Annotated in this window: 14 protein-coding genes, 1 tRNA gene and 1 pseudogene; 4 read left to right on the top strand and 12 right to left on the bottom strand. The window is 67.4% G+C overall.

Translation table 11 applies throughout. The features are described from left to right. Positions 1–183: 183 nt before the first annotated feature. Together WT60_RS12575 and WT60_RS12570 are read right to left on the bottom strand one after the other, a co-directional pair. Positions 184–885, bottom strand: coding sequence for a peptidoglycan DD-metalloendopeptidase family protein (locus WT60_RS12575; protein WP_038749837.1), 702 nt, complete (start codon positions 883–885; stop codon positions 184–186). Positions 886–1,118: 233 nt separating this feature from the next. Beyond that, positions 1,119–2,027, bottom strand: coding sequence for an aldose epimerase (locus WT60_RS12570; protein ID WP_038749839.1), 909 nt, complete (start codon positions 2,025–2,027; stop codon positions 1,119–1,121). Positions 2,028–2,569: 542 nt separating this feature from the next. Between WT60_RS12570 and WT60_RS12565 the strand changes: the two genes are divergently transcribed. The 3 genes and pseudogenes from WT60_RS12565 to WT60_RS12555 all read left to right on the top strand — a co-directional run. Next, positions 2,570–3,400 carry an undecaprenyl-diphosphate phosphatase gene (locus tag WT60_RS12565; protein ID WP_038749841.1) on the top strand — a complete coding sequence of 277 codons (831 nt, stop codon included), beginning with the start codon at positions 2,570–2,572 and terminating at the stop codon, positions 3,398–3,400. Positions 3,401–3,565: 165 nt separating this feature from the next. After that, positions 3,566–3,642: transfer RNA gene (locus WT60_RS12560), tRNA-Arg, on the top strand. A gap of 123 nt (positions 3,643–3,765) precedes the next feature. Further along, positions 3,766–4,380, top strand: a pseudogene (locus WT60_RS12555) (IS256 family transposase); the annotation flags it as partial. 53 nt (positions 4,381–4,433) lie between these two features. Here WT60_RS12555 and WT60_RS33610 read toward each other — a convergent pair. Further along, the gene (locus WT60_RS33610) at positions 4,434–5,036 is read right to left on the bottom strand and encodes a hypothetical protein (protein ID WP_145986780.1); all 603 of its coding nucleotides are present in this window, start codon (positions 5,034–5,036) and stop codon (positions 4,434–4,436) included. 1 nt (position 5,037) lies between these two features. After that, positions 5,038–6,069 carry a ParA family protein gene (locus WT60_RS12550; protein WP_081989896.1) on the bottom strand — a complete coding sequence of 344 codons (1,032 nt, stop codon included), beginning with the start codon at positions 6,067–6,069 and terminating at the stop codon, positions 5,038–5,040. An 804-nt stretch (positions 6,070–6,873) separates the two neighbouring features. On the opposite strand from WT60_RS12550, the gene uvrA reads away from it, so the two are divergent. Beyond that, positions 6,874–12,825, top strand: coding sequence for an excinuclease ABC subunit UvrA (gene uvrA / locus WT60_RS12545; RefSeq protein WP_060355361.1), 5,952 nt, complete (start codon positions 6,874–6,876; stop codon positions 12,823–12,825). 486 nt (positions 12,826–13,311) lie between these two features. Here uvrA and tssM read toward each other — a convergent pair whose 3' ends face one another. The 8 genes from tssM to tssH form a co-directional block, all read right to left on the bottom strand. After that, positions 13,312–17,439 carry a type VI secretion system membrane subunit TssM gene (gene tssM, locus WT60_RS12530; RefSeq protein ID WP_060355362.1) on the bottom strand — a complete coding sequence of 1,376 codons (4,128 nt, stop codon included), beginning with the start codon at positions 17,437–17,439 and terminating at the stop codon, positions 13,312–13,314. Positions 17,440–17,463: 24 nt separating this feature from the next. Next, positions 17,464–18,693 (bottom strand): type VI secretion system protein TssL, long form, encoded by a 1,230-nt coding sequence (gene tssL / locus WT60_RS12525; protein WP_052145138.1) that lies wholly within the window; start codon positions 18,691–18,693, stop codon positions 17,464–17,466. A 136-nt stretch (positions 18,694–18,829) separates the two neighbouring features. Beyond that, on the bottom strand, positions 18,830–20,176 hold the full coding sequence (gene tssK / locus WT60_RS12520; protein WP_060355363.1) for a type VI secretion system baseplate subunit TssK: 1,347 nt from the start codon (positions 20,174–20,176) through the stop codon (positions 18,830–18,832). 21 nt (positions 20,177–20,197) lie between these two features. Continuing rightward, positions 20,198–20,701: a type VI secretion system lipoprotein TssJ gene (tssJ, locus tag WT60_RS12515; RefSeq protein ID WP_038751405.1), complete on the bottom strand. Its 504-nt coding sequence runs from the start codon at positions 20,699–20,701 to the stop codon at positions 20,198–20,200. A gap of 89 nt (positions 20,702–20,790) precedes the next feature. After that, positions 20,791–21,276, bottom strand: a complete 486-nt coding sequence (locus WT60_RS12510) for a type VI secretion system tube protein Hcp (RefSeq protein ID WP_059582918.1) — start codon at positions 21,274–21,276, stop codon at positions 20,791–20,793. Between the two features lie 91 nt (positions 21,277–21,367). Then, entirely contained in the window at positions 21,368–22,924 is a 1,557-nt protein-coding gene (gene tssC / locus WT60_RS12505) for a type VI secretion system contractile sheath large subunit (protein WP_082759189.1), read from the bottom strand. A 32-nt stretch (positions 22,925–22,956) separates the two neighbouring features. Beyond that, on the bottom strand, positions 22,957–23,511 hold the full coding sequence (gene tssB, locus WT60_RS12500) for a type VI secretion system contractile sheath small subunit (RefSeq protein ID WP_038751399.1): 555 nt from the start codon (positions 23,509–23,511) through the stop codon (positions 22,957–22,959). A gap of 33 nt (positions 23,512–23,544) precedes the next feature. After that, entirely contained in the window at positions 23,545–26,286 is a 2,742-nt protein-coding gene (tssH, locus tag WT60_RS12495) for a type VI secretion system ATPase TssH (protein ID WP_060355364.1), read from the bottom strand. Positions 26,287–26,450: the final 164 nt, after the last annotated feature.

The following is a 26,450-nucleotide window of genomic DNA, read 5'->3' as shown; positions in this document are numbered from 1 at the left end:
TAGCTACGGGGCTCAGCGTGATAGGGATCGGCGCGCTGGTGGCGTTCGCGCGCCACGTCGATCCGGTGTCCGGCCGTCTGCACGGCCGGCTGCGCAAACGCTGATCGTTTTCTTGATCCGATCGCCCGGCTCACGCCGGAATGCGCACGACGCGCTGCGCCGTGCGCGAAGCGTCGCGCCGTGTCAGCGCGACGGCAGGTAGCGTGACGGATCGATCGAGCGGCCGCCGTAGCGCAGCTCGAAGTGCAGCGAGACGCGGTCGTTGTCGGTATCGCCCATCTCCGCGATTTTCTGCCCTTGCGCAACCGTTTGGCCTTCCTTCACGAGCAGCGCGCGGTTGTGCGCGTACGTCGTCAGGAAATCGGCGTTGTGCTTGACGATCAGCAGGTTGCCGTAGCCGCGCAGGCCGTTGCCTGCATAGACGACCGTGCCGGCCGCCGCCGCGACGATGGGCGTGCCCGCCGTGTTCGCGATGTCGACGCCCTTGGACTTCGAGCCGTCGAACGAGCGAATCACGTTGCCGGCGGCGGGCCACACGAGCGAGATGTTCGACGCGGGCTTCACGGACGGAGCCGACGACGTGGCGGGCGACGACGGCGCCGGGCGGCTCGGGCTGCGCGACGCGCTCGTCGCGCCCGACGACGATGCGGCGCCGGGCGGCGGCGCGACGCGCAGCACCTGGCCGACTTCGATGGCGTCGGGATTGGTGATCTGGTTCCAGCGAACGATGTTCGCGACCGGCTGGCGGTTCGCGCGCGCGATCTTGGAGAGCGTGTCGCCGCGCTCGACCCGGTAGAAGCCGGGGCCGACGGGCGCCGAGCCGCAGGCGGCGAGCAGTGCGGCAAGCGATGCGACGACGAGCCGTCTCGTTGTTTTCAGCAACATTGAACCTCGCAGGGCACCGCCGCGACGGCGCGGCGGTGGGTACAAAAACGTCTGATTTTAACGGGTTCGGCGGCGAGCCCGCCGTTTCGGGGCGGCAGGGCGGCGCAAGCGGGTGCTCGGAAGGCGCTCGGAAGGCGCGAGCGGGGGCCGAGCGGGCCGGCGCGGCAGCCGCTTGGAGCAGGCTGCCGCGCGATGTCGGGCGGGGTATGGCGGGGTGTGCGCGACCGAAACCGTTACGCGAGCGGCGTCACGCGAATGCGCAGCGCAGCGGTTTCGGTCGCGCCCGGCGCGACGTGGCGCAGGCCGAGGCCGTTGTGAATCGCGTCCGGCAGCCCGAGCCACGGCTCGACGCAGTAGAAATCCGATCCGGGCGCCTCGGTCCACGTCGTCACCGCATACCACGGCGCCGAGCCCGGGCGGTTCAGGTCGATCTCGACCGCATGCCCGCGGCCGGCCATCAGCACGCGCACCGGCTCGGCGGGGACGCCGCCCAGGCAGTGGAAGCGATCGAGAATGCTCGCGTCGTCGAGCGTGTAGCGGGGCAGGCCCGCCTCGGGCGCGCCGATCGAGCCGTCGTCCAGTTGGCGGCGGCGTTGCGTCGGCGGCAGCTCGAGCACGGTCGACGCGCGCTCGGCGTGCGGCAGCGCGAAATAGAAATGATGGCCGGCATAGTGCGGCAGCGGTGCGTCGCCGAGATTGGTCGTGGTCAGCTCGACGTCGAGCGTGCGCTCGTCGACGAGCCGGTAGCGTGCGGCGAAGCGGAATTCGAACGGGAAGCCGGCGCGCGTGCGATCGCTGCTTTCGAGCGTCAGCGTGACGCCTTGGCCGTCGGCGTCCGTTTGCGCGTCGAACGGCAGATCGCGCGCGAAGCCGTGCATCGGCAGTTCACGGACGACGCCCGCGCCGTCGCGCCAGAAGCCGATTCGTCCGTCGACCCGGTGACGGCCGAGAAACGGGAACAACAGCGGATTGCCGCCGCGGATCTTCGCCGGATTGGACCAGTCTGCGGCTTGCGGCCAGAAGACGATGCTCGCGCCGCCGATACTCCATGACAGCAGCCGACCGCCCGCTTGGGGCGCGACGCGCGCGAGCGACGCGCCGGCGGTGAGTTCGAGGATGTCCTGGTTCTGAAAAGAAGGCATGATGGCAGCCGTCGGCGTTCTCTGGGGTAGGGCCGCCAAGGATAGCGGAATCGCCGCGGGCCGGGGCGGCGCGTCGGTGCGGCAGATGACGGCGGCTACGGGAAAGCGCGCATGCGGGAAACCGAGAATGTCAAAAATGGCAAGCTGTAAGGACAATGACGCGGACCGGTCATTTTTTTAGCGCCGGATCTGTATCTAACAAGGAGCGAACATGGATCTGGCAACTGCGATGGCCCTTACGCTGTTCGGCATGTTCACCGGCAGCACCGTGCTGTTCTTCTACAAGGTCGGCCGCTGATTCGCCGCCTGTCGTCCGGGAAGCATTGTCGCGACGCGCGGCAATTCGCTTTCGCTCAAGCTTTCAATTGAATTAAAGATGTATCTGGCTGTTAGCCAGATGCCCGATTCGCGCCAAACGCCTTGGCGCGGTCACGCTCGCTCGGCATAATCGGGGCGCGGTTTTTCGGGCGGCGCGGCGATCCGCACGACGCCGTTTCCGTCTGTTCTCCTCGCTTAACCCTCTCCGACAAAAGGACCGACGCGTGAGCCTCTGGTTTCTGGTATTTCTGAGCGTCCTGCAGGGCGTCACCGAACTCTTTCCCGTCAGCAGTCTGGGGCATACGCTCCTCGTCCCCGCGCTTTTCGGCATGCACATCGACAAGCATGCGCCGCAATTGCTGCCGTTCCTCGTCGCGCTGCACCTCGGCACCGCGTTCGCGCTGCTGTGGTACTTCCGCGAGCGCTGGATCGCGCTGATCGCCGGCTTCTTCGCGTCGCTGAACGGGCGCAAGAACGACGAGGGCCATTTGATGTGGGCGCTCATCATCGGCACCATTCCCGCGGGGCTCGTCGGGCTGCTGCTCGAAAAACGCATCGAGCGGGTGTTCCACGACTTGCGCATCGTCGCGATCGCGCTGATCGTCAACGGCATCCTGCTGTGGCTCGGCGATCGCATCCAGCGCGCGCGCGCGCATCAACCGCCCGAAAAGCTGACGTTCAAGCAGGCGTTTTTCGTCGGTCTCGCGCAGGTCGGCGCGCTGATCCCGGGCTTCTCGCGCAGCGGCCTGACGATGATCGCCGGCAACGCGGCGGGGCTCACGGCGGAGAAGGCGGCGGAATTCTCGTTCCTGCTCGGCACGCCGATCATCTTCGCGGCGGGGCTGCTCGAACTGCCGAAGCTCTTTCATGCGCCCGATCAACTCGCCGACGCGCTGCTGGGCGGCGTGCTGACCGCGATTGCCGCGTATCTGAGCGTGCGTTTCCTGATGCGCTACTTCGAAGGGCGCGGGCGGCTCGCGTCGTTCGGCTTGTACTGCGTGCTCGCGGGCCTGCTCTGCCTCGGCTGGTTCATGTTCCACACGCAGCCGGTTTGATGCGCGATTGGCGTTTTCGATCGCTTCCACGAAGCGATCGGGTATAATTGCCGGCTCGGTTTTTGCCGGGATCGTTGCGGGATTTTTTTGCAGTTGCCGGCGGCGTCCGGCAGCCTCCCGCAGCGTCAAATGCGCGGCGCTTGCCGCCATCTTCCTCCTCCGCGACCGCCCTTAGCTCAGTCGGATAGAGCAACGGCCTTCTAAGCCGTAGGTCACACGTTCGAATCGTGTAGGGCGGGCCAGAAATTCATGAAAGATCAATGGGTTACGAATCGAGCGCACTGCTGGATTGCACTCCGGCCAGCATGCGAAACTGCAGTCACCGTGCTCGAATACGCTCGCATTTTCGCTGACGCGTGGGCAGGCTCTGGATCGAGCAGACCGAGGGCGTCAAGTTCTGGCTGCGGGTCGTCAACGACCTGAACCTGCGTGGCGTGCAGGACATTCTGATCGCCGTAGTCGACGGCCTGAAGGGCTTCCCGGAAGCGATCAACTCCGTGTTCCCGGAAACGACGGTTCAGACCTGCATCGCGCATTTGATCCGGAACTCGCTCGACTTCGTGAACTGGAAAGATCGCAAGGCGGCCGCCGCCGCGCTCAAGGAGGTCTACCGGGCGCCGACGGCCGAGGCAGCCGCCGTGGCGCTGGATGCCTTCGACGCCGGCCCGTGGGGCACGAAATACCCGCCGATTGCCGCGCTCTGGCGCCGGGCCTGGGAACAGGTCATCCCCTTTTACGCGTTCGCGCCGGACATCCGGAAGATTATCTATACGACCAACGCGATCGAGTCATTGCACATGCAGCTTCGGAAGATCATCAAGGCACGCGGCCACTTCCGGTCGGACGAGGCCGCACTTAAGCTGATCTGGCTGATGCTGCGTAACGTCGTTGCCAAGTGGACCGGCTCCCGGCGCGATTGGAAAAGCGCGATGACGCAGTTTGCGTTGCTTTACCCGCAGCGATTCAGCATCGCAATCTGAGTCTTAACCCGCCTAACACACGAAAATCCTGACAGGCTCAAACTGCACTTCGCCTAATTCCACCCGGAATGGCATCCGTGCCGATGGGTGAGTTCATGTTCCAGCAACTCATCAGTTGTTCTGGCGAAGAACTCTAAGCAACTGAGAGCGTCGTCTACATACGCCATATCTAGCATGCCGGGCACAGCAAGGCCGGGGACGTTTGCGGGTATCGAAAAGCCATGGGCGAAAGCATGTCTGACGCTCATGATTCCATCAAAAAATACCTTAGTGTCTGTCTGATTTGTGAATTTTGGCGCCCAGATCCATGATGAGTATGGATCCATACCTGTGGCGGTCATCAGCAGCTCGCGCGCCTTTTCCCAGCTTGGAGTATTTAGATCGGCTGCCATCTTGTCGACTATCGTTTCGAACTGAGCAATTAGCCCCCAAGCTTTTCGATGCGCCTGTACGCGCGTGCGGGAAACGAATTCTCTCAATGCACCTTCTATGTAACCTTCCCAGCAGCCGACCGCAAGGGCGATCGCCGCTTTCAAGCACGTTTGATCGACGAAAGGCTGATCAGCGCATGCAGCCGACGACGTGCCGGCATGGGATTTCAACACCATCGCGCCAGTGTGAGTTGCCCGGAATTTGGTTAGTGCGCTGGATGGCATCTCAGAGCCTCTCCGCGAGCTTTTTGATTGCCTTTGTGTATTTGTCGATTGCGTTTTGATTCACTTGGACAAGGTCCCCATCAATCTGATGGTGACCCGACCTCATAAGCGACAAAGGGCACCCTTCGGACGATGCTACAACGGCGACGGAATGGTAGTCGGGCATTTCCGCAAAAAGATCTGCCACATTTCGATACGAGGCAAAGTAGCGCTTGTTCTGTGCTGCTGTCGTCTCGATAACCGCACGAATCGGCGCGCTCTTGGCTTGAAATGCGGAACTCGGCTTTCCTTTGTACATGGTCACCCGATTACTCACGAAAGTGTGCAGCTTGGGTATATCGACGCCTTCGTCCGTTGCTTTTTTTGAAAAGCTAAGCTTGGCATATCCCTGTAACTCATTAGCTGAGAGGCCATATAGGAGAGCAAGAACGTTCTCTACACCACGACGAGAGCTATCGTCGGCGGTGAAAGGAATGATCAGATAGTCTGCGGCCGAAAGACCGACTTGCGTGTAGATCGAGAAACTTGGATTACAGTCGATGAACGTGACCACGTCCGACGCTTGGCTGTATTCGGTGAACGATCGAATTAGATCCGACGCCCAGCGCATGACTTTAGGCCACGCGTCGTATGGAAGTGCCATTTGAGACGCTTGCCGCATAGCCTCTGAAAGCAATTCGAGTAAGTTGTCGCCGGCTACAAGCGCGATATTCTCCGGGAGATTTTCATTGATGGTGTGCGGACGACAAATGAAATCCGTAACGTCTGCTGGCGCTACAAACGGAGATGTTAACCGAGACTCAAAATAACCACCGATGGAGCGTCGAGGCTTCTGCTTATAGAGTTCATCCAGCGCTGCACCCGAGAGATCCTTGCCGCCGAGTAGCATTTCGGTAAGATTTGCTTGAGGGCAGAGGTCAAGTACTAGAACATCCTCGTCTGGGTTGTCTAGTGCATATTCGCAAGCGAGAGAGAAAGTGAGAAAGCTCTTTCCGACGCCTCCTTTGTTATTCCACAGGGCGTACTTCGTCATTTTGAGTTCTTGTCCACATTGAATTTCGAAATGAATCTGGTTCGGGCAAAGCTACGTTGACCCTTGGTCACGTCGCGAAGTATCAGGGGCGTATCGGGACGGGTCAAGTGTTCTGCGGTGTCACCCGGCGCACTCATATAAATAGGGGAGTCCGGCTCCGGGAGTCGAGCAACCAGCACTCTATGCGTATAGCCATTTTGCAAAAGCCGCAGCCTGAAAGCGTGCACGCGTTGCACTGCGCAACAAGCAGACAGCCGAGATCCGGCATTGCTACCTTGACGAAATCTTGTCGAAAATCGTTGCGAAATGGCAAGAATAGGGACCGGAAGCGCAGCGGTTCAGATGTGGTGATCGCTGCAAGTCTTTGATTTTGTTGCGTTTCGGTTTGCGTCAATTTTCAAATTGCCGTTCCTCCAGGGCGTAGGTTACACGTTCGAATCGTGTAGGGCGGGCCAGAAATTCCTGAAAGATCAACGGGCTGAAAAGCAGGCGACACTGCGCGACTGCACCCCGAACATCACGCGGAGCCGCACTCACCGTGCTCAGAGTGAACTTGAACTCGCATTGTAGCCAGCGCGCAGGCGTGACGGGTCGGCCTCCGTCCGCCCCAAACCACCAAAGCGCCGCCCCGTCCGCCGCAAATCCAAGATAGTCATGGAAAGCTGTATAAACATACAGTATAGTACTCATCGCGATTGAGCCGCGACGGCGTCCGCATCGCGGCGCGGGCGCCGCGCCTGCGAGCGTCCCGCAGCCTTCCGGCGCAGCGAATCCCTGGCTAACACATTCAGACGGGCAGACAAATTGTCATCCAGCAATCTGATCCGCATTCGCGGAGCACGTCAGCACAATCTCAAGAATCTCGATCTCGATCTGCGCACCGGCGAAATGACGGTCGTCACCGGCCCGTCGGGCTCGGGCAAATCGAGTCTCGTGTTCGATACCCTTTACGCGGAAGGCCAGCGGCGCTACGTCGAGACGTTCAGCGCGTACGCGCGGCAGTTTCTCGACCGGATGGACCGGCCGCAGGTGGACCGCGTCGACGGCGTGCCGCCCGCGATCGCGATCGACCAGACCAATCCGGTGCGCAGTTCGCGCTCGACCGTCGGCACGATGACCGAGCTCAACGACCACCTGAAGCTCTTGTACGCACGCGCGGCGGAACTGTTCGACCGCATGACCGCGCAGCCGGTGCGGCACGACTCGCCGGAGACGATCTACGCGGAGCTCTTCGCGCGCACGGCGGATCACGATCCGCGGCTCGCGGTCACGTTTCCGGTCGAGCTGCCGGAAACCGCGACCGATGAGGAAGTCGAGCAGTGGCTGTCGGCGAGCGGCTATACGCGGGTGCAGGCGCGACGCGAAGTGGCGTCGCCCACCGGGCCGCGCAAGGTGCTCGACGTGGTGGCCGACCGCTTCCGTCTGCATCAGGTCGACAAGGTGCGCGCGGTCGAGGCGATCGAGGCGTCGTTGAAGCGCGGCGGCGGGCGGGTGAATGTCTACGTGCTCGCGCAGGCGCCGGAAAACCCGGGCGACGCAACAGAAGAGCCCCAGGTGTGGCGTTTCTCCACCGGGCTGCATCACCCGGACAGCGATCTGCGCTATGCGGACCCGCAGCCCGCGCTGTTCTCGTTCAACTCGGCGTACGGCGCGTGCGAAACCTGCCGCGGCTTCGGCCGCGTGATCGGCGTCGATCTCGGCCTCGTGATTCCCGACGCGCGCAAGACGCTGCGCGGCGGTGCGATCAAGCCGATGCAGACGCCCGCATGGAAGGAATGCCAGGACGACCTGATGCGCTATGCGGCGAAGGCCGGCATCCGGCGCGACGTGCCGTGGGCCGAACTGTCGGACGCCGAGCGCGACTGGGTCATCAACGGCTCGCCGGACTGGAACGGCAAGTGGCAGAGCCAGTGGTACGGCGTGAAGCGCTTCTTCGGCTATCTCGAATCGAAAGCGTACAAGATGCATATCCGCGTGCTGCTGTCGAAATACCGCAGCTACACGCCGTGCGAGGTGTGCGGCGGCGCGCGCCTGAAGACGGAGTCGCTGTTGTGGCGGCTCGGCACGAAAGCGAACGCCGATGAGGCGCTCGCGCCGGCCGGCCGCTTCATGCCGCGCGGCGTCGACTGGACCCGCGCGCAGCTCGAAGCGCTGCCGGGCCTGACGGTGCACGACCTGATGCTGTTGCCGATCGAGCGCATCCGCCGCTTCTTCGACGACATCGGCCTGCCGAGCGCGCTGCTCGACGACGCGCTGAAGCTGCTGCTCGCCGAGGTGCGCACGCGGCTGAAATATCTGTGCGACGTCGGGCTGGGCTACCTGACGCTCGACCGGCAGAGCCGCACGCTGTCGGGCGGCGAGGTGCAGCGGATCAACCTGACGACGGCGCTCGGCACCTCGCTCACGAAGACGCTGTTCGTGCTCGACGAGCCGAGCATCGGCCTGCATCCGCGCGACCTGAACCGGATCGTCGAGGCGATGCAGCGCTTGCGCGACGCGGGCAATACGCTGGTCGTCGTCGAGCACGATCCGTCGGTGATGCTCGCGGCCGACCGGCTGATCGACATGGGGCCCGGCCCGGGCGAGCGCGGCGGCACGATCGTCTACGACGGCACGCCCGGCGACATCCGCTCGGCCCGCACGCTGACGGGCGAGTATCTCGGCGGCCGCAAGCATGTCGCGCATGCGTCGCACTGGTCGCGCCGGCCGGTGGACGCGCACACGCCGCGCATCGTGCTCGAGGGCGCGAGCGAGCACAATCTGCGCGACGTCACGGTCGAGATTCCGTTGCAGCGGCTCGTCTGCGTGACGGGCGTGTCGGGTTCCGGCAAATCGACGCTGCTGCAGGACGTGCTCTACCCGGCGATGGCGCGGCATCTGGGCCGCGCGACCGAGTCGCCGGGCGCGTACCGCCGCCTCACGGGCGCGGAGCAGGTGGGCGACGTCGTGTTCGTCGATCAATCCCCGATCGGCAAGACCACGCGCTCGAACCCGGCGAGCTACGTCGGCGCGTTCGACGAGATCCGCAAGCTGTTCGCGAAGGCGCCGCTCGCGCTGCAGCGCGGCTACGGCGCGGGCACATTCAGCTTCAACTCGGGCGACGGCCGCTGCCCGACGTGCGGCGGCTCCGGCTTCGAGCACATCGAGATGCAGTTCCTGAGCGACGTCTATCTGCGCTGCCCGGACTGCGACGGGCAGCGCTACCGCGCCGAGATCCTCGAAGTGCGGATCGAGCGCGACGGCCGCGCGCTCAGCATTGCCGACGTGCTGGACCTGACCGTCAGCGAAGCCGCGGCGTTCTTCGCCGCCGACGCCGAGGTGCTGCGCGTGCTGCAGCCGATCGTCGACGTCGGGCTCGAATACGTGAAGCTCGGCCAGCCGGTACCGACGCTGTCGGGCGGCGAGGCGCAGCGCTTGAAGCTCGCGGGCTTTCTCGCCGAATCGGCGAAGGCCGCCGGCGGGCGCCGTGTCGTCACGCGCGAGGCGCGCGTCGCGCAAGCGCGGCTGTTCATGTTCGACGAGCCGACCACGGGGCTGCACTTCGACGACATCGCGAAGCTGATGCAGGCGTTCGGCAAGCTGCTCGCAAGCGGCCATTCGCTGATCGTGATCGAGCACAATCTCGACGTGATCCGCGCGGCCGACTGGCTGATCGACCTCGGCCCGGAAGGCGGCGACGGCGGCGGCTTCGTGCTGTGCGCGGGCGCGCCGGACGACGTGAAGGCCTGCGCCGGATCGCATACCGGCGCGGCGCTCACGCACTACGAGCGCGCAATGGATGCCGAAGCGCGGCTCGCCGACGAGGGCGTGCCGCTGCAGGCTGCGTTGAATGCGGCGCGTGCGCGGCGCGCGGTCGAGGGAGAGGACGTCGTGCGGATCGTCAACGCGCGCGAGCACAACCTGAAGGCGCTCGACGTCGACATTCCGCACGGCAAGTTCAACGTGATCACCGGCGTGTCCGGTTCGGGCAAGTCGACGCTCGCGTTCGACATCCTCTTTCACGAGGGCCAGCGCCGCTACCTCGAATCGCTGAACGCGTACGCGCGCTCGATCGTGCAGCCGGCGGGGCGCCCCGAAGTCGATGCGGTGTACGGCATTCCGCCGACGGTTGCGATCGAGCAGCGGCTGTCGCGCGGCGGCCGCAAGAGCACGGTCGCGACGACGTCCGAAGTGTGGCACTTCCTGCGGCTGCTGTACGTGAAGCTCGGCCTTCAGCATTGCATTCACGACGGCACGCCGGTCAGCTCGCAAACCGTCGAATCGATCGCCGCGCAGTTGCTGCGCGATCACCGCGGCGAGCATGTCGGGCTGCTCGCGCCGCTCGTCGTCAACCGCAAGGGCGTGTACACGGATCTCGCGAAGTGGGCGAAGGCGCGCGGCAACACGCATCTGCGCGTGGACGGCGAGTTCGTGACGGTGGACCCGTGGCCGAAGCTCGATCGCTTCCGCGAGCATACGATCGAGCTGCCGGTGGCCGATCTCGTCGTGTCGCCGGACCGCGAGGCCGAGTTGCGGCAGCGCCTCGCCGAGACGCTCGAGCTCGGCAAGGGCGTGATGCATCTGCTCGCGCCGCTCGACGGCCTGCATCATGCGATGGCCAACGATCATTCGACCGCGCGGATCGGCGAGATCAAGGTGCTGTCGGTCAAGCGCGCGTGCCCGGTGTGCGGCACGAGCTACCCGGAGCTGGACCCGCGGATGTTCTCGTACAACAGCAAGCACGGCTGGTGCACGACCTGCGTGGGCACCGGCGTCGCGCTCACGCGCGAGCAGCGCGCGGCCTACGACGACACGGTGTTCGCCGAAGACGGCCGCGGCCGCGAGCAGACGCTGCCGTCCGACGAGCAGGAACCGGAAGGCGTCGGCGACGAGCCGTGCGCGGATTGCGGCGGCACGCGACTGAATCCGTCCGCGCGCGCGGTGATGTTCGACGGCCATCCGATCGTCGATGTCGCGCAATGGACGGTGTCGGATACGCGCCGCTGGATCGACGGCCTGCAACTCGGCGGGCGCGACGCGCAGATCGCGCGCGACGTCGTCAGCGAGATCGGCAGCCGTCTCGCGTTTCTCGAGGAAGTCGGGCTCGGCTACCTGAGCCTCGATCGCGCCGCGCCGAGCCTGTCGGGCGGCGAGGCGCAACGCATCCGGCTCGCGGCGCAGCTGGGCAGCAACCTGCAAGGCGTCTGCTACGTGCTCGACGAGCCGACGATCGGCCTGCATCCGCGCGACAACCAGATCCTGCTGAACGCGCTGCGCAAGCTCGGCGACAAGGGCAATACGCTCGTCGTCGTCGAGCATGACGAAGACACGATTCGCCGCGCCGATCACATCATCGATGTCGGCCCGGGCGCCGGCAAGCGCGGCGGCACGCTGGTCGCGCAGGGCGGGGTCGCGGACCTGTCCGCGCAGGCCGATTCGTTGACGGGGCGCTTCCTCGCGCATCCGATCGTGCATCCGCTGCAGCCGCGCCGCGGCGTGAGCCCGCCGGGCGCGAAGAACGGCGCGGCGGTGCCCGAGAACTGGCTGACGGTGCATCGCGGCAAGCTGCATAACCTGCGCGACGTCACGGTCGGCATTCCGCTCGCGCGGCTCGTCGCGGTGACGGGCGTGAGCGGCTCGGGCAAGTCGACGCTCGCGCGCGATGTGCTGATGACGAACCTGCTCGATGCGGTGGGCCGCTCGGTGCTGTCGTCGCCGGCCACGCGCCGCGCGCGCAAGGCCGCGCAGCAGGGCGCGGAAAAGGGTGCGGAAAAGGGTGCGGAAAAGGGCGGTTCGCTGGCGGCGCAGGCGGCGAAGCGCCGCGCGAGCGTGCTCGCGCGCAGCGCGCCGCGGCCGTCGTTCGACGTCATGCACGCGTGGCAGGGCTGCGAGGCGATCAGCGGCTGGGAACATATCGACCGCGTGCTCGAAGTCGACCAGACGCCGATCGGCAAGACGCCGCGCTCGTGCCCGGCGACCTACATCGGCGTGTGGGACACGATCCGCAAGCTGTTCGCGGATACGCTCGAGGCGCGCGCCCGCGGCTACACGGCGTCGCGTTTCTCGTTCAACACCGGCGAAGGGCGTTGCCCGGCATGCGAAGGGCAAGGCGTGCGCACGATCGGCATGAGCTTCCTGCCCGACGTGAAGGTGCCGTGCGATGTGTGCCACGGGCAGCGCTTCAATCCGGAGACGCTCGCGGTCACGTGGCGCGGCAGGAACATCGGCGATGTGCTGACGATGGAGATCGACGAGGCGGTGGAGTTCTTCGCGCCGATATCGAACATCGCGCATCCGCTGCAACTGATGAAGGACGTCGGCCTCGGCTACCTGACGCTCGGCCAGCCGTCGCCGACCTTGTCCGGCGGCGAGGCGCAGCGCATCAAGCTCGTCACCGAACTGAGCAAGGTGCGCGACGACATCACGCGGCGCGGCCAGAAGGCGCCGCATACGCTCTATGTGCTCGATGAGCCGACCGTGGGCCTGCACATGGCGGACGTCGCGAAGCTGATTCGCGTGCTGCACCGGCTCGTGGACGCGGGGCACAGCGTCGTCGTGATCGAGCACGACCTCGATGTGATCGCGGAGGCGGACTGGATCATCGACCTCGGCCCGGAGGGCGGCGTGGGCGGCGGCGCGATCGTGGCGGCGGCGCATCCGGAAGGGCTCGTGCAGGTGAGCGCGAGTCATACGGGGCGCGCGCTCGAACCCGTGCTGGCGCGCGGCGGCTCGGATCGGGGCGAGCCGGTGCGAAGCGGGGAGGCGGGCGCCGGTTGATCGGCGCGCTGCCGATGAACGCCCCCGGCGCCGCGTGGGAAGCCGAGGCTTCACGGCAGGCCCGAGGCGTTCATGCACGCGCGGCGCGATCGCGCATCGTCGGCTTGCCGGTGCGCGTGCGGCCGCGGTTCGAGCGACGGGGCGCCGGTATCCGCCGCGCGCCCGCGTGCGAGGCATCCAAATGCGGCGCGGCAGGGCGCGTCAGGGGCGTGACGGAGCGGCCGTTGCGCATGCGTGCACGGACCGGACGCAACTTCGCCGTATCCGGCGCGCTCGCCATCCGGCGAGCAAAGACCAGAGCATTCGACCTGCGCCGAACTAGCCCGAACTGATCAGAATCGAGCCGACCGAGCCGACCGAGCCAACCGAGCCAACCGAGCCAACCGAGCCAACCGGGCCAACCGGGCCAACCGAACGAACCGAGTCAACCGAACCGAGTCAACAGAACCGGGCCAACCGAATCGGTCCGATTCGAACCGATTCGAACTAACCGGCCGCTCCCCCGCGCCGCGCAACCCGCCCGGCCTTCTCTCCCGGCATCGCAGGCAGCCCCGCCGGCGGCAATCCCGGCGGCGCGCCCGTATCCGCGAGGCTGAACATCGGCATCGCGCCGGGACACCGGAACGTCTTCAGCACGTCGCTCGTCAGCGGGTTGGCGACGCTGCCCGCGCTCGCGATGTCGAGCACGGCGCGGCGGCCGTCGAAGTCGAGCGCGACGCGCGTGCGCCCGGGCGTCGCCGTTTCGCTCACGTGCCCCTTCTGCAGCAGGCGCAGCAGCGCCCATGGCCCGTCCGTCGACACCGTCGACGTATCGGGCCGGATGCGCGGGCTCGCCGTGATTTCCGCGTGGACGCCACCGCGCGGCCCCGGCCAGCTCACCGTGATCGGGGAAACGGGCCCGTGCTGGTAGAGCGACGTCTGTCCGTCGACGTCGATCGCGAGGCTCGTGATCGTCGGGTCCAGCTCGGGAATCCGGATGTCGGCCTTCCACGCCATCTGCTTGTGGCCCGAGCCGCCGAAGAAGATGTCGCGGATCGCCTTCGCATGCTGGAACGGCTCGAGGTCGGGGCCCTGCACCGGTTCGGTCGCGCCGGGCAGCGTCTTGTAGCGCCACGGCTTCGTCGACGTGTCGACGAACGGCGCGAGCGCGTTCGTGAAGAAGTCGTCGATCACGCCGCCCTGCGCGAAGACCCGCGTGAAATCGTCGATGCCGACGTCGCGCCGACTGTCCGAGGCGAACGGGTAGTTGCCCGCGATCGCGAGCCGGCACGCGTCGCCGAGCTTCGCCTCCAGCTGTCGCGACAGCAACTGGCCGATGCCGCGATTCACTTCACGCGAGCCCTGCACCGACAGATCGATCAGCACCGCGCGAAACGGCGCGGGCATCGTGTCCGCGGTCATCTTCAGCTTCGCCGCCGCGTCGCTCGCGGGCGGCATGCCATTGCTGGTGAGCGCGTCGTCCGCGACGGTGAGCGCGGTGTAGTAGTCGTTCAGCAGGCTCGTCACGGCGTCGAGCCCGGTCTTGCCCGCTTGCGCGGCGGACGGGGGCGGGGCCGTGCGCGTGTCCGCGCCGCCCGTCACCACTTCGCGCAGCGCCGCGAAATGGTTGTCGACGAGTTCGCGCTCGACGCGCTCCTCGGCGCGTATGCCGAGCGCCTGGTCCGCTTTCCGGCTCAGCTCGTCGGAGGCCTTTTGCAGGAACGAACGGTCCGCCGCGGCGACGGGGCCGGCGAGGGTCGTCTCGTTCACCGCCGCGCGCGCGAGGCGGGCGAGCGGCGAATCCGGCGCCGCGAGGCTGCGCAGCACGAGCCGGTTGAAGCCGAGGCTCGTGCCCGTCACCGTGCGGATGTCGCCGAGAAAGTCATCCCATTGCTGCGCGTACTCGATCAGGTATTGCCGGCGAATCGCCTCCGTCAGCGGATCGTCGGCTCCCGTCGCGGCGTTCACGATCGCAGCCGTTTTTTTTTGAGCGCCGCCCAGATAGGCGCGGCCCATCACCCACGCGTCGTCTTCGCGCGCGGCCTGCACGAATTCGGGCAGCCGCTTGTCGAACAGGCGCCGGTATCCGTCGAACGTGAAGAGGCCCGGCACGCCGCGCGAAAGCGGCGCGCCGCTCGCTCGCGTGAAGACGGTGCCCGCTTGCGGGCCGACGGCCCGGATCAGCGTGAATTCGTCCGGCGCTTCTTTCTCGATGGCGGCCTTCGCGCGCTCGTAGAGCCGCGCGGTCGCATTGCTGCCGTCGAGAAAGTCTCGCGCCTGGCGGATCAGCGCGTCGTTGCGGATCAGCGGCGATTGCACGACGCGCTCGCCGGAAAAAAGCTGCTCGACGTGCGCGATCATCGACGCGCGGCCGCCGAAGATCGCCGCGCTGTCGGTCTTCGCCCAGTCGTCGAGCACCCACGCCTCGATCCGCGCGGCGTCGAACTTCGTCTTGTCGTACAGCATCAGGTAGACGCGCAGCGCGTCGTAGGCGGCTCTCGCGTCCCGGCGGGCGATCGCGTCGGAAAGCACCGTTTCGATCCGCTTCACGATCTGCGGCAGCAGCAGGTTGTCCGCGAGCGCGTCGTAGGTGCGACGGCTTTCGGCGACGATGCCGGGCGGCGCGTACAGGCCGAAGCGCCAGGCGCTGTCCGGCTCCGACAGGTCGAGGCCCGGGTACGTGGGCAAATCGCGCGCTTCGCTCAGCGTGTCGGGCACGGCCTCGGGCTTGGGCTCCCTGTACGACTGGCCGACCCGCGACGCGAGCGCGGCCGTCTTGCGCCCGATCGCGTCGAGGTAATCGCCGTTGTTGCCCGCGCTGACGCGCAGGCCGATTGCCGCCCACGCGAACAGCAGCAGCGCGAGCGCGTGGCCGACGATGCACAGCGTTCGCGAGCGGTATTCCCACCGCAGATTCGGCTGCACCAGATGCGCATCCGGGAACACGACCTTCGTCAGCAGATCATGGAGGAAGAAGCTCCGGTTGCCCTCGTGCCGGGGCGCGCACGCGATCGGCGCCGGCGCGCGCCCGATCGCGGCCGCGAGACGCTGCATCACGGTGCGCGCTTGCGCCGGCGCCTCGCTGTCCGTCTGGGCGGCGCTCGTGAAATACACGCCGCGCAGCGTCGAATGGTATTGCGTGTCGTCGTAGCGGGAATCGACGAACACGCGGTCGATCAGCTCGCCGAGCGAGCGCGTCATCACGAGGAATTCCTCGGCAAGGGCGGACAGCTTGCGACGCCTGAGCGCGTCGTGCTCCTCCTGCAGGCGCGCGTTCGTGCCCGCCGCGAGCCGCGCGGCCAGCGCGTCGAGCTCCTCGGCGCAGCGCGCGCGGATGCCGTCTTGCGCGACGGTCTCCTTGTCGTACGCGAGCGTGAAGCCCCATGCCTGCGCACGGCCCTCGGTGGTCAGCGAGCTGAAGTATTCGCTGAAGCCCGGCAGCCGGTCCATCTTCGTGACGAGCAGATAGACGGGAAAGCGGATGCCGAGCTCGGTGCGCAGATCGGCGAGCCGTGCGCGCAGCGCGGCGGCTTCGGCGTGGCGCGCGGTCTCGTCGGCGCTCGTCAGGGCGGCCACGTCGACGGCGAGCAGCGCGCCGTTGATCGGCGCGCGGGGGCGGTGCTTGCGCAGCATGCGCAGGAAGCCGAGCCACTCGGCCGCGTCGACGGTCTGCCGCCATGCGCTTTGCGGTCCGTCGTCCGGGGCGGCGCTTGTCGCGCTCGTCGCGCTCGTCGCGCTCGCCGGGGCCGCGGCGGCCGCGCGGGCCTGGCCGGCGGCCGGGCCGTCCGCGCGGCGCGCGTCGGCCCGCGCCGCGGATTCGCCTGCGTCCGGGCGCCCGGACCGCGCGGCGACGAACGGCCGGGGCAACGCATGCAGCGACGTGCCGTGGCGCGTGTAATGGCCGGCCGTGTCGATCAGCACCGCGTCGTTGGTGAGCCACCAGTCGACGGACCCGTCGCGGCCCGAAACCATGCCCGCGGCCCGCTGCATCTGCGCGGCCACCGGGAACGTGAGGCCGGCGTTCAGGAGCGCGCTCGTCTTGCCCGACGCGCCCGAGCCGAGCGTGATGTACCACGGCAGTTCGTACAGGTAGCGCTTGCCCTGGAACAGGCGCCCGAGCCCGCGGGCGCCGGTGCGCATCGCCTTCAGGCGCGCGAGCGCGCCGGCGACGGCCGCGCCGACCCTGGCCAGTTGGCCGGCCGCGGGCGATTCGTGCCGCTTGCCGCCGACATCGAGCAGGCTTTGGAGAAAATCCGGGTCCGCTCGCATCCTCTGCAGCAGCCGGAACGCGAGATGGATCAGAAACACCGCGAGCACGGCCGCGATCGCGATCGCGCGGACCGAGGGCGGCGCGAAGGGCGTCGCGTGTCCGAACGCGAGCAGCGGCGACGCATGCCAGATCAGCAGGCAGAGCAGCGCCACGAACGCGGCGCTCGTCGAGCGGCCCGCGAGCCATAGCAGCGCGCCCGCAAGCAGCAGCGCGATCGCGGCGATCCGCATGCCCGCGCCCGCGAGCGGCTCGAGGCCGCCGAACGCGACGAACGGGCCGACGAACCAGATCAGCAGCGCGACGAGCAGCAACGCGACGAAGGCCAGGAACTGGCGCGACACCAGAAAGGACAGGAACTTGTTCATGTCGGCATCCGAATGGCCGGGGAGTTAGTGCGCGACCGTGATTTCGACGCGGCGGTTCAGCGCGCGGCCTTGCACGGTCTGGTTGTCGCCGATCGGGTTCGCGTCGCCTCGGCCGGCCGATTCCAGACGGCTCGCCGGCACGCCGCCCGCCTGGAGCAACTGCATGACCTGCGTCGCGCGCTCCTCGGACAGCGCTTCGTTCGATGCGAACTGTCGGCTCTTGATCGGCGCGTCGTCGGCGTAGCCGATCACCGTCACCTTGCCCGGCACCTTCGCGATCTCGGCCGCGATCTTCGCGATCAGCGCGCCCATCGCCGCATTCACGGCCGCGCCGCCCGGCGCGAACATCGCGTCGCTTCGGAACGTCACGGAGCTGCGGCGGGCGTCTTCGTCGACGCGGACCGTTCCCGCGGCGATCTCGCTCGCGAGCAGCACCTTGAGGCGCAGCTCGGCGCGCGCGGCCGGCGGCGTCATGCGGCCGATGGCGGCGATCTGCATCTGCACGTCGGCGCCGCGGCTCGACAGCGCGTATTTGAAATAGCCGAACAGGCCGAGCAGGATCAGCGACAGCACGGCTGCCGTGATCCGCACCGGGAAATCGTAGAACGACAGGCGCTTGCCGTTCGCATCGGCTTGCCAGTGCGGCGAAAGGGCGACGGACACGGGGCCGCGTTGCGAGGCGATCTCGTTGTGGAGCCGCTGGCGCACGGTCTCGTGCTTGCGCTGGCCGTCGGCTTCGTAGCGGTAGCGGCCTTCGAAGCCGAGGCTCAGGACCCGGTACACGACTTCGAGCAGATCGAGGTGCTCCTGCGGCGAGCTCATCAGCCGGCCGATCAGCAGATACACCTTGTCGCCGCCTTGCCGGTCTTCGTGAAACGACGTGGCGAGCCCTTCGCTGATCCAGGTGCCGAAGTTGCCGTCGCCGGAGCGGGCCCACGTCGTCTGCATCGCGGCTTCGTCGAGCGCCGTGCACAGGCAATAGCGCGCGCCGAGCATGTGGTCGCGCCGGATGTTCGCCTGCTCGCAAAGCCGCTGGAACTGGCGCACTTCCTGCTCGAGCAGCAGGCGCAGCTGCTGGGCGCCTTCGCGCTCGAGCCTGTCCGGCATGTCCGACAACGCCCGCAGCAGCGGGCGCGCCGCTTCGAGCAGCGGATTCGCGGCGGCCTTGACCGCCGCGAGGCGGGCGGCGGGCGATTCCGCGGCCGGAGGCATCGCGGGGGACGGCGCGCGCGCGTGCTCGGCGAACGCCGTCACGGCGGGATCGGTCGGTGGCGGACCGGGCGGGTCCGGACGTTGGACGGCTTCTGAGCTCACGGGCGTTCTCCCGGTTCGTTCGATTGATCAACGCGACCTGCATGCGCGACAGCCCGGTCGCTTCCTGCACGCGCCGCTATCCCCGGATTCCCCACAGTTCGAGCCGCAACGACGGGAATTCGCCCGCGATGTGCAGCGCGAGCCCGCCGTGCCGCGAGACTTCGTCCCACAGCGGCCCCGTTCGCGACAGTTCGTAGTAGACGTAGCCCGCGTTGAACGGAATCTGCCGGGGCGGTACCGGCAGCGCCTGCAGCGCGATGCCGGACAGGTGGCTGCGCACCAGATCGGGCAGCCGTTCGGAAGGCCCCGCCTTCGCCTGCGCGGCGAATTGCTGTTGCAGCAGATCGGGCGGCATCTGCGCGTGCACCGCGAGCACGACCGCCGTGAAGCCCTGCACGTCGGCCGGGTCCACCACGGCGTTGAGGATGCCGTGCTCCTGATCCGACAGCGCGATGCTCTGCGCGCTGCGCACAAGCACCGCGTTGAGCAGCCGGTGCGCATCGTCGACGACGGGCTTCAGGCACAGGTGCGGCGCGACGTGCTGATACGGCGGATGCGAATCGAGCGGGCGGCGCGTGTCGGTGCGCACGTAGGTCGACAACTCGCCCGCCATGCCGACGAGAAGCGCGTACAGCTCGGCGGGCGACGTGGTCGGCACCCGCTGCAGATGCTGGAGCAGCGGCTCGTAGCGGTTGAGCGTCTGCAGCAGCAGGTAATCGGATACTTCGGCCGTCGAGCCGGTCTTGCCGTCAGCGCCCGTCAGGCGCTCGGCGAGCGCGTTCGCGCGCAGGCGCGTGAGGTCGTGGATCTTCGCGAGCCAGCTCGCGAGCGTGTCGCTCGCGCCGTAACCGGTGACGGGCGGAATCAGCGTGTCGTCGAGCTCGATGCTGGCGTCGGCGCGAATCGTCTTCACGCGCGTGAGCGCAAGGCCGATCCACGCGTCCGTCAGTTCCTTCTCGGGAATCAGCCGCAGCCGCAGGTTCGACAGCTGGACCGTCTTCGGTCCTTGCCCGATCGAATTGGTGTCGCGCAGGTCGGTCTCGAACACGACGTAGCGGGCGAGCGATTCGGCCGCATGGTCGAACGCGGTTTCCTCGCCGTTCGGCACGCGGATCGGCACGGCCAGATAGATCACCTGGTCCAGGTGCTCGGGCCGGATCGTGAGCGGCGCGGGCGGCGGCGTGCTGCCGGGCGCGTCGAACGGCGTGCCGTCGGCGAATACGCCGCTCGCCGATTTGACGACGATCTTGCCGAGCGCGGGCGCCTCGGTGTCGAGGCTGTAGTGGCTGAAACCGAAGAAGAACGGGGAGAGCGGCGCCGTGCGCCGGTGCGCGTAGTGCTCGAGGTAGCGCTCCTGCTGCTGGAACAGCTGCGGGCGCATGAACAGTCCCTCGCTCCAGACGACCTTGTTATGCCAGCTCATGGTGTCATTCCGACGTTCGTGTCATTTTCCGGTTTCGGTGATCCTCACCGCGTGCGTGTCGAGATCGATCGTGAGTCTCAGCTTCGGCGACGAGAAGCGATACCAGGCCGCCTCGCGCGCGGGCGGCAGCGGATACGCGGCGCGCCAGACCGAGTTCGGCAAATCGCGGTAGGCCGCGACGACGCCGAGCGCGGTCGCGGCCGGATCGATCTTGCGGCGCAGCGTCATGCGCTCGCCCGGGCGCAGCAGCAAGCGTTCGCGCGACACGAGATCGTCGGCGAGCACGGTCTTGTCCTGGTCGTCGAGCGTGAAGAAATCGGCGGCGTTGAACGCGCCGTCGGTCTTCAGCTCATAGACGCTCACCGCGATCGGCGCCGCGCGTTTCAGGTCGTCTGGATTGACCGTGGGCGCGGCGCGCACGGTCAACTCGAGACGCGTCGGTTCCTTCGGCGTCGGCGGGCCGCCCGCGCATGCGGCGAGCGCGAGCGGGAGCGCGAAGAAGGCGGCGAGCGTGGTCGGGCGCATGCGGATTCACCGTGCTAAGGGTGAGGCGATCGAAGGCGGGTGCGTGCGGCGGACGCGGGCCGCGCCCGCCGCACGCGCGCTCACGCCGCTCAGGCTTCCTTGTTGCCCTTGATGTCGAAGCTGGTCGTGACGGCGCCGCCGCTGCCGCCTTGCGCGTTCTGCACGACGTACTCCTGCTTGACCTTCGCGAACGACAGCGACACGGTCTCGCGGCTGCGCTCCGTATCGGTGCGGCTGCCCGACGGCTTCACCCGCGTGACGATCACGTCGCTCATCGTGAGCTTCAGGTACTCGAGCGGATTGCCGCCCGCCTTGCGCATCACGAGCACGGCCTGATCGACGTGCTTGCCGGTCAGCGCGTACTTCATCAGATTCGGGCTCGCGCGGTCGATCGCATGCTCGAACGTGAGATCCCGGACGGTCGCCTTGCCCGCGCCGCCGCCGCTGCCGGTGTGCATCGTCGACGCCTGCTCGATCTCCCAGCCCCAGTTCAGCACTTCGATTTCGTCCTTGTGACTGTCGTCGAGCGACTCGCCGTTGATCCCGTCGATCTTCAAAAAAATATCTTGAGCCATGAACTTGCTCTCTTGCGTTGATGACAAAAAACAGCCGGTGTCGCGGTGAAGCCGCGATGCCGGCCAGCCGAGGACGCCGGCCCGCAATGGGTCAGGCGGCTTCCTTGATCGACGGCAGCTTCGCGACGAGCCGCAGCGACACGGTCAGGCCTTCGAGCTGGAAATGCGGCCGCAGGAAGAACTTCGCCTGGTAATAGCCCGGGTTGCCTTCCACTTCCTCGACGAGCACTTCGGCGGCGGCGAGCGGCCGGCGGGCCTTGGTGTCCTGCGAGGAGTTGGCGGGGTCCGCGTCGACGTAGTTCATGATCCATTCGTTCAGCCAGCGCTGCATGTCCTCGCGCTCCTTGAACGCGCCCACCTTGTCGCGCACGATGCACTTCAGGTAGTGCGCGAAGCGCGAGCACGCGAACAGGTACGGCAGGCGCGCCGACAGGTTCGCGTTGGCGGTCGCGTCGACGTCGTCGTATTCGGCCGGCTTGTGCAGCGACTGCGCGCCGATGAAGGTCGCGTGATCGGTGTTCTTGCGGTGAACGAGCGGGATGAAGCCGTTCTTCGAGAGCTCCGCCTCGCGCCTGTCGGAGATCGCGATCTCGGTCGGGCACTTCATGTCGATGCCGCCGTCGTCGGTCGGGAACGTGTGGCACGGCAGGCTCTCGACCGTGCCGCCCGATTCGACGCCGCGGATCAGCGAGCACCAGCCGTAGAGCCGGAACGAGCGGTTGATGTTCACGCCCATCGCGTACGCCGCGTTCGCCCACGCGTAATGGCGGTGATCGGCGCCGTTCGTGTTTTCCTCGAAATCGAACTCGTCGACCGGGTTGGTATGCACGCCGTACGGCAGGCGCGCGAGGAAGCGCGGCATCGCGAGGCCGATGTAGCGCGCGTCGTCCGCGCTGCGCAGCGCGTTCCACGACGCGTATTCGAGGTTCTGCGTGAAGATCTTCGTCAGGTCGCGCGGGTTGGCCAGCTCCTGCCACGATTCCATCTGCAGCACCGACGGCGACGCGCCGGAGATGAACGGCGTGTGCGCCGCCGCGGCCACTTTCGAGATCGAGCCGAGCAGGTCGACGTCGGGCGGCGTGTGGTCGAAGTAGTAATCGGCGACGAGGCAGCCGTACGGCTCGCCGCCGAGCTGGCCGTATTCCTCTTCGTAGATCTGCTTGAAGAGCGGGCTCTGATCCCACGACTGGCCCTTGTAGCGCCGCAGCGTGCGGCGCAGCTCTTCCTTCGAGATGTCCATGAAGCGGATCTTCAGGCGCTCGTCGGTTTCGGTGTTCGACACCATGTGATGCAGCCCGCGCCACGCCGACTCGAGCTTCTGGAAATCCTCGTGATGCAGGATCAGGTTGATCTGCTCGGAAAGCTTGTGATCGATCTGCGCGATGATCGCGGCGATGCTCTTGTACGCGTCGTCGCTGATCGTCGCGGCTTGCGCGAGCGCCTGCTCGGCGAGCGTGCGGACCGCGTACTCGACGGCCTCGCGGGCCTGCTCGGTCTTCGGCCGGAACTCGTGCGCGAGCAACTGCGCGAAATCCGATTGCGGTTGGGCCTGCGATTGGGCGTCGTGCGATTGGGCCTGCGATGGGGCCTGCGATTGCGTTTGCTGTTGCGTCTCGGCGCCGGCCGCCTGCGGTTGCTGTTTTTTCATGATGGTTTCCTCGGGTTGCCCTGTTCGGCCGGTCAGTCGGCGTCGCGCTCGCGCGCCGCGGCGTCGGCGCCGTTCGCCTCGCCCGCGAGCCGCGGCTTCGGCGCGGCCGCGAGCGAGCGCAGCAGCGCGTCGTCCTGCAGCAACTGGTTGACGAGCGATTCCGCGCCCGACTTGCCGTCCATGTAGGTCTGCAGGTTCGCGAGCTGCGTGCGCGCCTCGAGCAGTTGCCGCAGCGGATCGACCATCCGCGCGATCGCGGCGGGCGAGAAGTCCTCGATGCTCTCGAACGTCATGTCGACCATCAGCTGGCCGTCGCCCGTCAACGTGTTCGGCACGGCGAACGCGACGCGCGGCTTGACGGCCTTCATGCGCTCGTCGAAATTGTCGATGTCGATGTCGAGGAAGCGCCGGTCGGTGACGGACGGCAGCGGCGCGACGGGCTTGCCGGACAAGTCGGCGAGCACGCCCATGACGAACGGCAGCTCGACCTTCTTTTCCGACCCGTAGACCTCGACGTCGTACTCGATCTGCACGCGTGGCGCGCGATTGCGCGCGATGAATTTCTGGGAACTGCTGATTGCGGACATGCCTGGCTCCATGAAAGAGAGAAGAGGGCAGGGTCAGTGAGCCTGCGCGGCGGGACGCGGCGTCGCGGAGGACGTCGCAGGGTCCGCGCCGACCGGACGAAACACGAGCGCTTCCGGGGGCGGCGCGGCCGGATCTGCGACGTCGATGTCGATGCGCGCGAGGACTGCCTTCGAGGCGAACGCGTCGAGCCACAGAGCGGAGAGGCGCGGCAGCACGTGCTGCTCGATGAAGCCGATCAGCAGCCGGGCGCCGGTTTCCTGCACGAGACATCGCCCGACGATGTAGTCGACGAGCGCGTCGCGATAGGCGACGGCGATCCGATGGTGGCCGGCCATGCGCGCGGCCACGCGATCCAGGTGCAGGCGCACGATGCGCGCGAGCGCGCCGTGCTCGAGCGGCCGGTACGGCACGACGGCGACGCGGCCGAGGAACGCGGCCGGGAACGCCTTCAGGAGCTCGGGCGCGAGCGCGTCGCGCAGGCGCGCGGCGTCGGGCGCGAGCGCCGCGTCGGCGCACAGGCTCGCGCTCAGCTCGGCGCCGACGTTGCTCGTGAGCAGGATCGTCGTGTTGCGGAAATCGATGTAGCGGCCGTCGCCGTCTTCCATGTAGCCCTTGTCGAACACCTGGAAGAACACTTCGTGCACGTCGCGATGCGCTTTCTCGATCTCGTCGAGCAACACGACCGAGTAGGGGCGGCGGCGCACGGCCTCCGTCAGCACGCCGCCCTCGCCGTAGCCGACGTAGCCGGGCGGGGCGCCCTTCAGGCCCGACACGGTATGGGCTTCCTGGTACTCGCTCATGTTGATCGTGATCAGGTTCTGCTCGCCGCCGTACAGCGCCTCGGCCAGCGCGAGCGCGGTCTCGGTCTTGCCGACGCCGGACGGGCCCGCGAGCAGGAACACGCCGAGCGGCTTGTGCGGATCGCTCAGGCCCGCGCGCGCGGTCTGCACGCGTTCGCCGATCTGGCGCAGCGCGTCGGCCTGGCCGATCACGCGCGCCTCCAGCGTGGCGGGCAGCGCGCGCACGGCGGCGACTTCGTCGGTCACCATCCGGCCGACCGGAATGCCGGTCCAGTCGGCGACGATCTGCGCGACGATCGCCTCGTCGACTTCGGGGAATACGAGCGGCGCGTCGCCTTGCGCCGCCGCGAAGCCGCGCTCGAGCGCGCCGAGCGCCGCGGCGGGCGCGCTCGGCATCGCGCCGCCTTCGGGTGCCGTGCCTTCGGGGGCCGCGTCTTCGGCGAGCGCCGCCTCGCGCGCGGCGAGCAGCGCCCGCGCCGCTTCGATCTGCGCCTGCCAGCGGGCGTCGAGCGCCGCCTCTTCGGCCGACAGCGCCGCGATCCGGCCGACGCAAGCCGCGACGGACTGCTCGGCCGCGAGACCGATGCGCGCCTCTTGCCCGAGCAGGTCGAGCTCGGTGCGCGCTGCCCGCAGGCGCCGGCGCGTGTCCTGCAGTTCGCGCGGCGCCGCGTGCTGCGAAAGCGCGACGCGCGCGCACGCGGTGTCGAGCAGGCTGATCGCCTTGTCCGGCAACTGGCGCGACGGGATGTAGCGATGCGACAGCGTCACCGCGGCGCGGATCGCCTCGTCGCGCACGAGGACGCCGTGATGCCGCGAGAACGTCCGCGCGAGGCCGCGCACCATGTCGACCGCGGCCTGCTCGTCCGGCTCCTGCACTTGCAGCACCTGGAACCGGCGGGTCAACGCGGGATCTTTCTCGATGTGCCGCTTGTATTCGGACCACGTGGTCGCGCCGATCATGCGGATCGTGCCGCGCGCGAGCGCCGGCTTGAGCAGGTTCGCCGCGTCTCCCGTGCCTGCCTGGCCGCCCGCGCCGATCAGCGTGTGCGCTTCGTCGACGAACAGGATGACCGGAGCGGGCGATTTCGCGGCGGCCTCGAGCACGCTTTTCAGGCGCGATTCGAATTCGCCCTTCACGCTCGCGCCGGCGAGCAGCGCGCCGACGTCGAGGCTCATCAGACGTGCGCCGGCGAGCTTCGGCGGCACGTCGCCCGCCGCGATCGCGAGCGCCAGGCCTTCGACGACGGCCGTCTTGCCCACGCCCGCCTCGCCCGTGAGGAGGGGATTGTTTTGCCGGCGGCGCAGCAGCACGTCGATCATCGTGCGGATTTCCAGCTCCCGACCCACGACGGGATCGATTCCACCGTCTTTCGCGCGCGCGGTGAGATCCGCGCAGTACGGCTCGATCGGCGCGCCGGTCGGCGCCGACGGGATCGCATCGGATGCGGCGCCCGCCGGGACGGGCGCGAAATCGCGGCTGTCGTAGGGCGCGTCGGCGGCTTCCGGGGAGCCGTCGATCCACGCGGGCAGCGCGTCGTCGATGCCGTCCGCGCCGAGCTTGCCGAACGCCGGAGAAATGGAGAGCAGCACGCGCCGCAACTCCGGCGTGCCCACGAGCGCCGCCACGAGCCACGCGCCGCGGATGCGCCGATCGTCGAAGCGCAGCGTCGCGAGCACCCATGCGCGCTCGATGGCCGATTCGACGTGATGCGAGAAATCGCTGATCGAGCTGGCGCCCGCGGGCAGCGCGGCGAGCGCGCGCGCCATGTCGCGATCCAGCGCGTCGCGCTCGATGCCCGCGTGCCGGAGGATGCGGTGCAGATCCGAGTCGGTCTGCTGCAACAACTGGTGCAGCCAATGAACCAGCTCGACGTACGGGTTGCCGCGCAGCTTGCAGAAGACCGTCGCCGACTCGATCCCTCTGAAGAGCGTGCCCCCGAGCTTGCCGAACAGCGCCTGACGCGAAATCGTCATGGACAGGTCCTTCCTTTTGCTTGTCTTGTTTTATTGCGGAGCCGAGCTAATCGCTCCGCACATCGTTCGATCGTCAAGGCGCGCGACTTGTTTTAGGATTTTTCTTATTCGCATTAATGCGTTCTGCTTTCGTTGGCTCGAATATTCTTTTTGAATTAAGGCTT

It is taken from the genome of Burkholderia sp. MSMB617WGS, from assembly GCF_001532025.2.
Classification (GTDB): Bacteria; Pseudomonadota; Gammaproteobacteria; order Burkholderiales; family Burkholderiaceae; genus Burkholderia; species Burkholderia savannae.
This window is presented reverse-complemented; position numbering and strand designations above follow the sequence as displayed.

Bases quoted from the DNA above. Each gene is read 5' to 3' on its own strand.
- tssH (WP_060355364.1), bottom strand. From the start codon at position 26,286: ATGACGATTTCGCGTCAGGCGCTGTTCGGCAAGCTCGGGGGCACGCTC.
- WT60_RS12575 (WP_038749837.1), bottom strand. From the start codon at position 885: ATGTTGCTGAAAACAACGAGACGGCTCGTCGTCGCATCGCTTGCCGCA.
- WT60_RS12510 (WP_059582918.1), bottom strand. From the start codon at position 21,276: ATGGCTCAAGATATTTTTTTGAAGATCGACGGGATCAACGGCGAGTCG.
- tssM (WP_060355362.1), bottom strand. From the start codon at position 17,439: ATGAACAAGTTCCTGTCCTTTCTGGTGTCGCGCCAGTTCCTGGCCTTC.
- tssB (WP_038751399.1), bottom strand. From the start codon at position 23,511: ATGTCCGCAATCAGCAGTTCCCAGAAATTCATCGCGCGCAATCGCGCG.
- tssK (WP_060355363.1), bottom strand. From the start codon at position 20,176: ATGAGCTGGCATAACAAGGTCGTCTGGAGCGAGGGACTGTTCATGCGC.
- tssJ (WP_038751405.1), bottom strand. From the start codon at position 20,701: ATGCGCCCGACCACGCTCGCCGCCTTCTTCGCGCTCCCGCTCGCGCTC.
- WT60_RS12550 (WP_081989896.1), bottom strand. From the start codon at position 6,069: ATGACGAAGTACGCCCTGTGGAATAACAAAGGAGGCGTCGGAAAGAGC.
- WT60_RS33610 (WP_145986780.1), bottom strand. From the start codon at position 5,036: ATGCCATCCAGCGCACTAACCAAATTCCGGGCAACTCACACTGGCGCG.
- tssC (WP_082759189.1), bottom strand. From the start codon at position 22,924: ATGAAAAAACAGCAACCGCAGGCGGCCGGCGCCGAGACGCAACAGCAA.
- WT60_RS12570 (WP_038749839.1), bottom strand. From the start codon at position 2,027: ATGCCTTCTTTTCAGAACCAGGACATCCTCGAACTCACCGCCGGCGCG.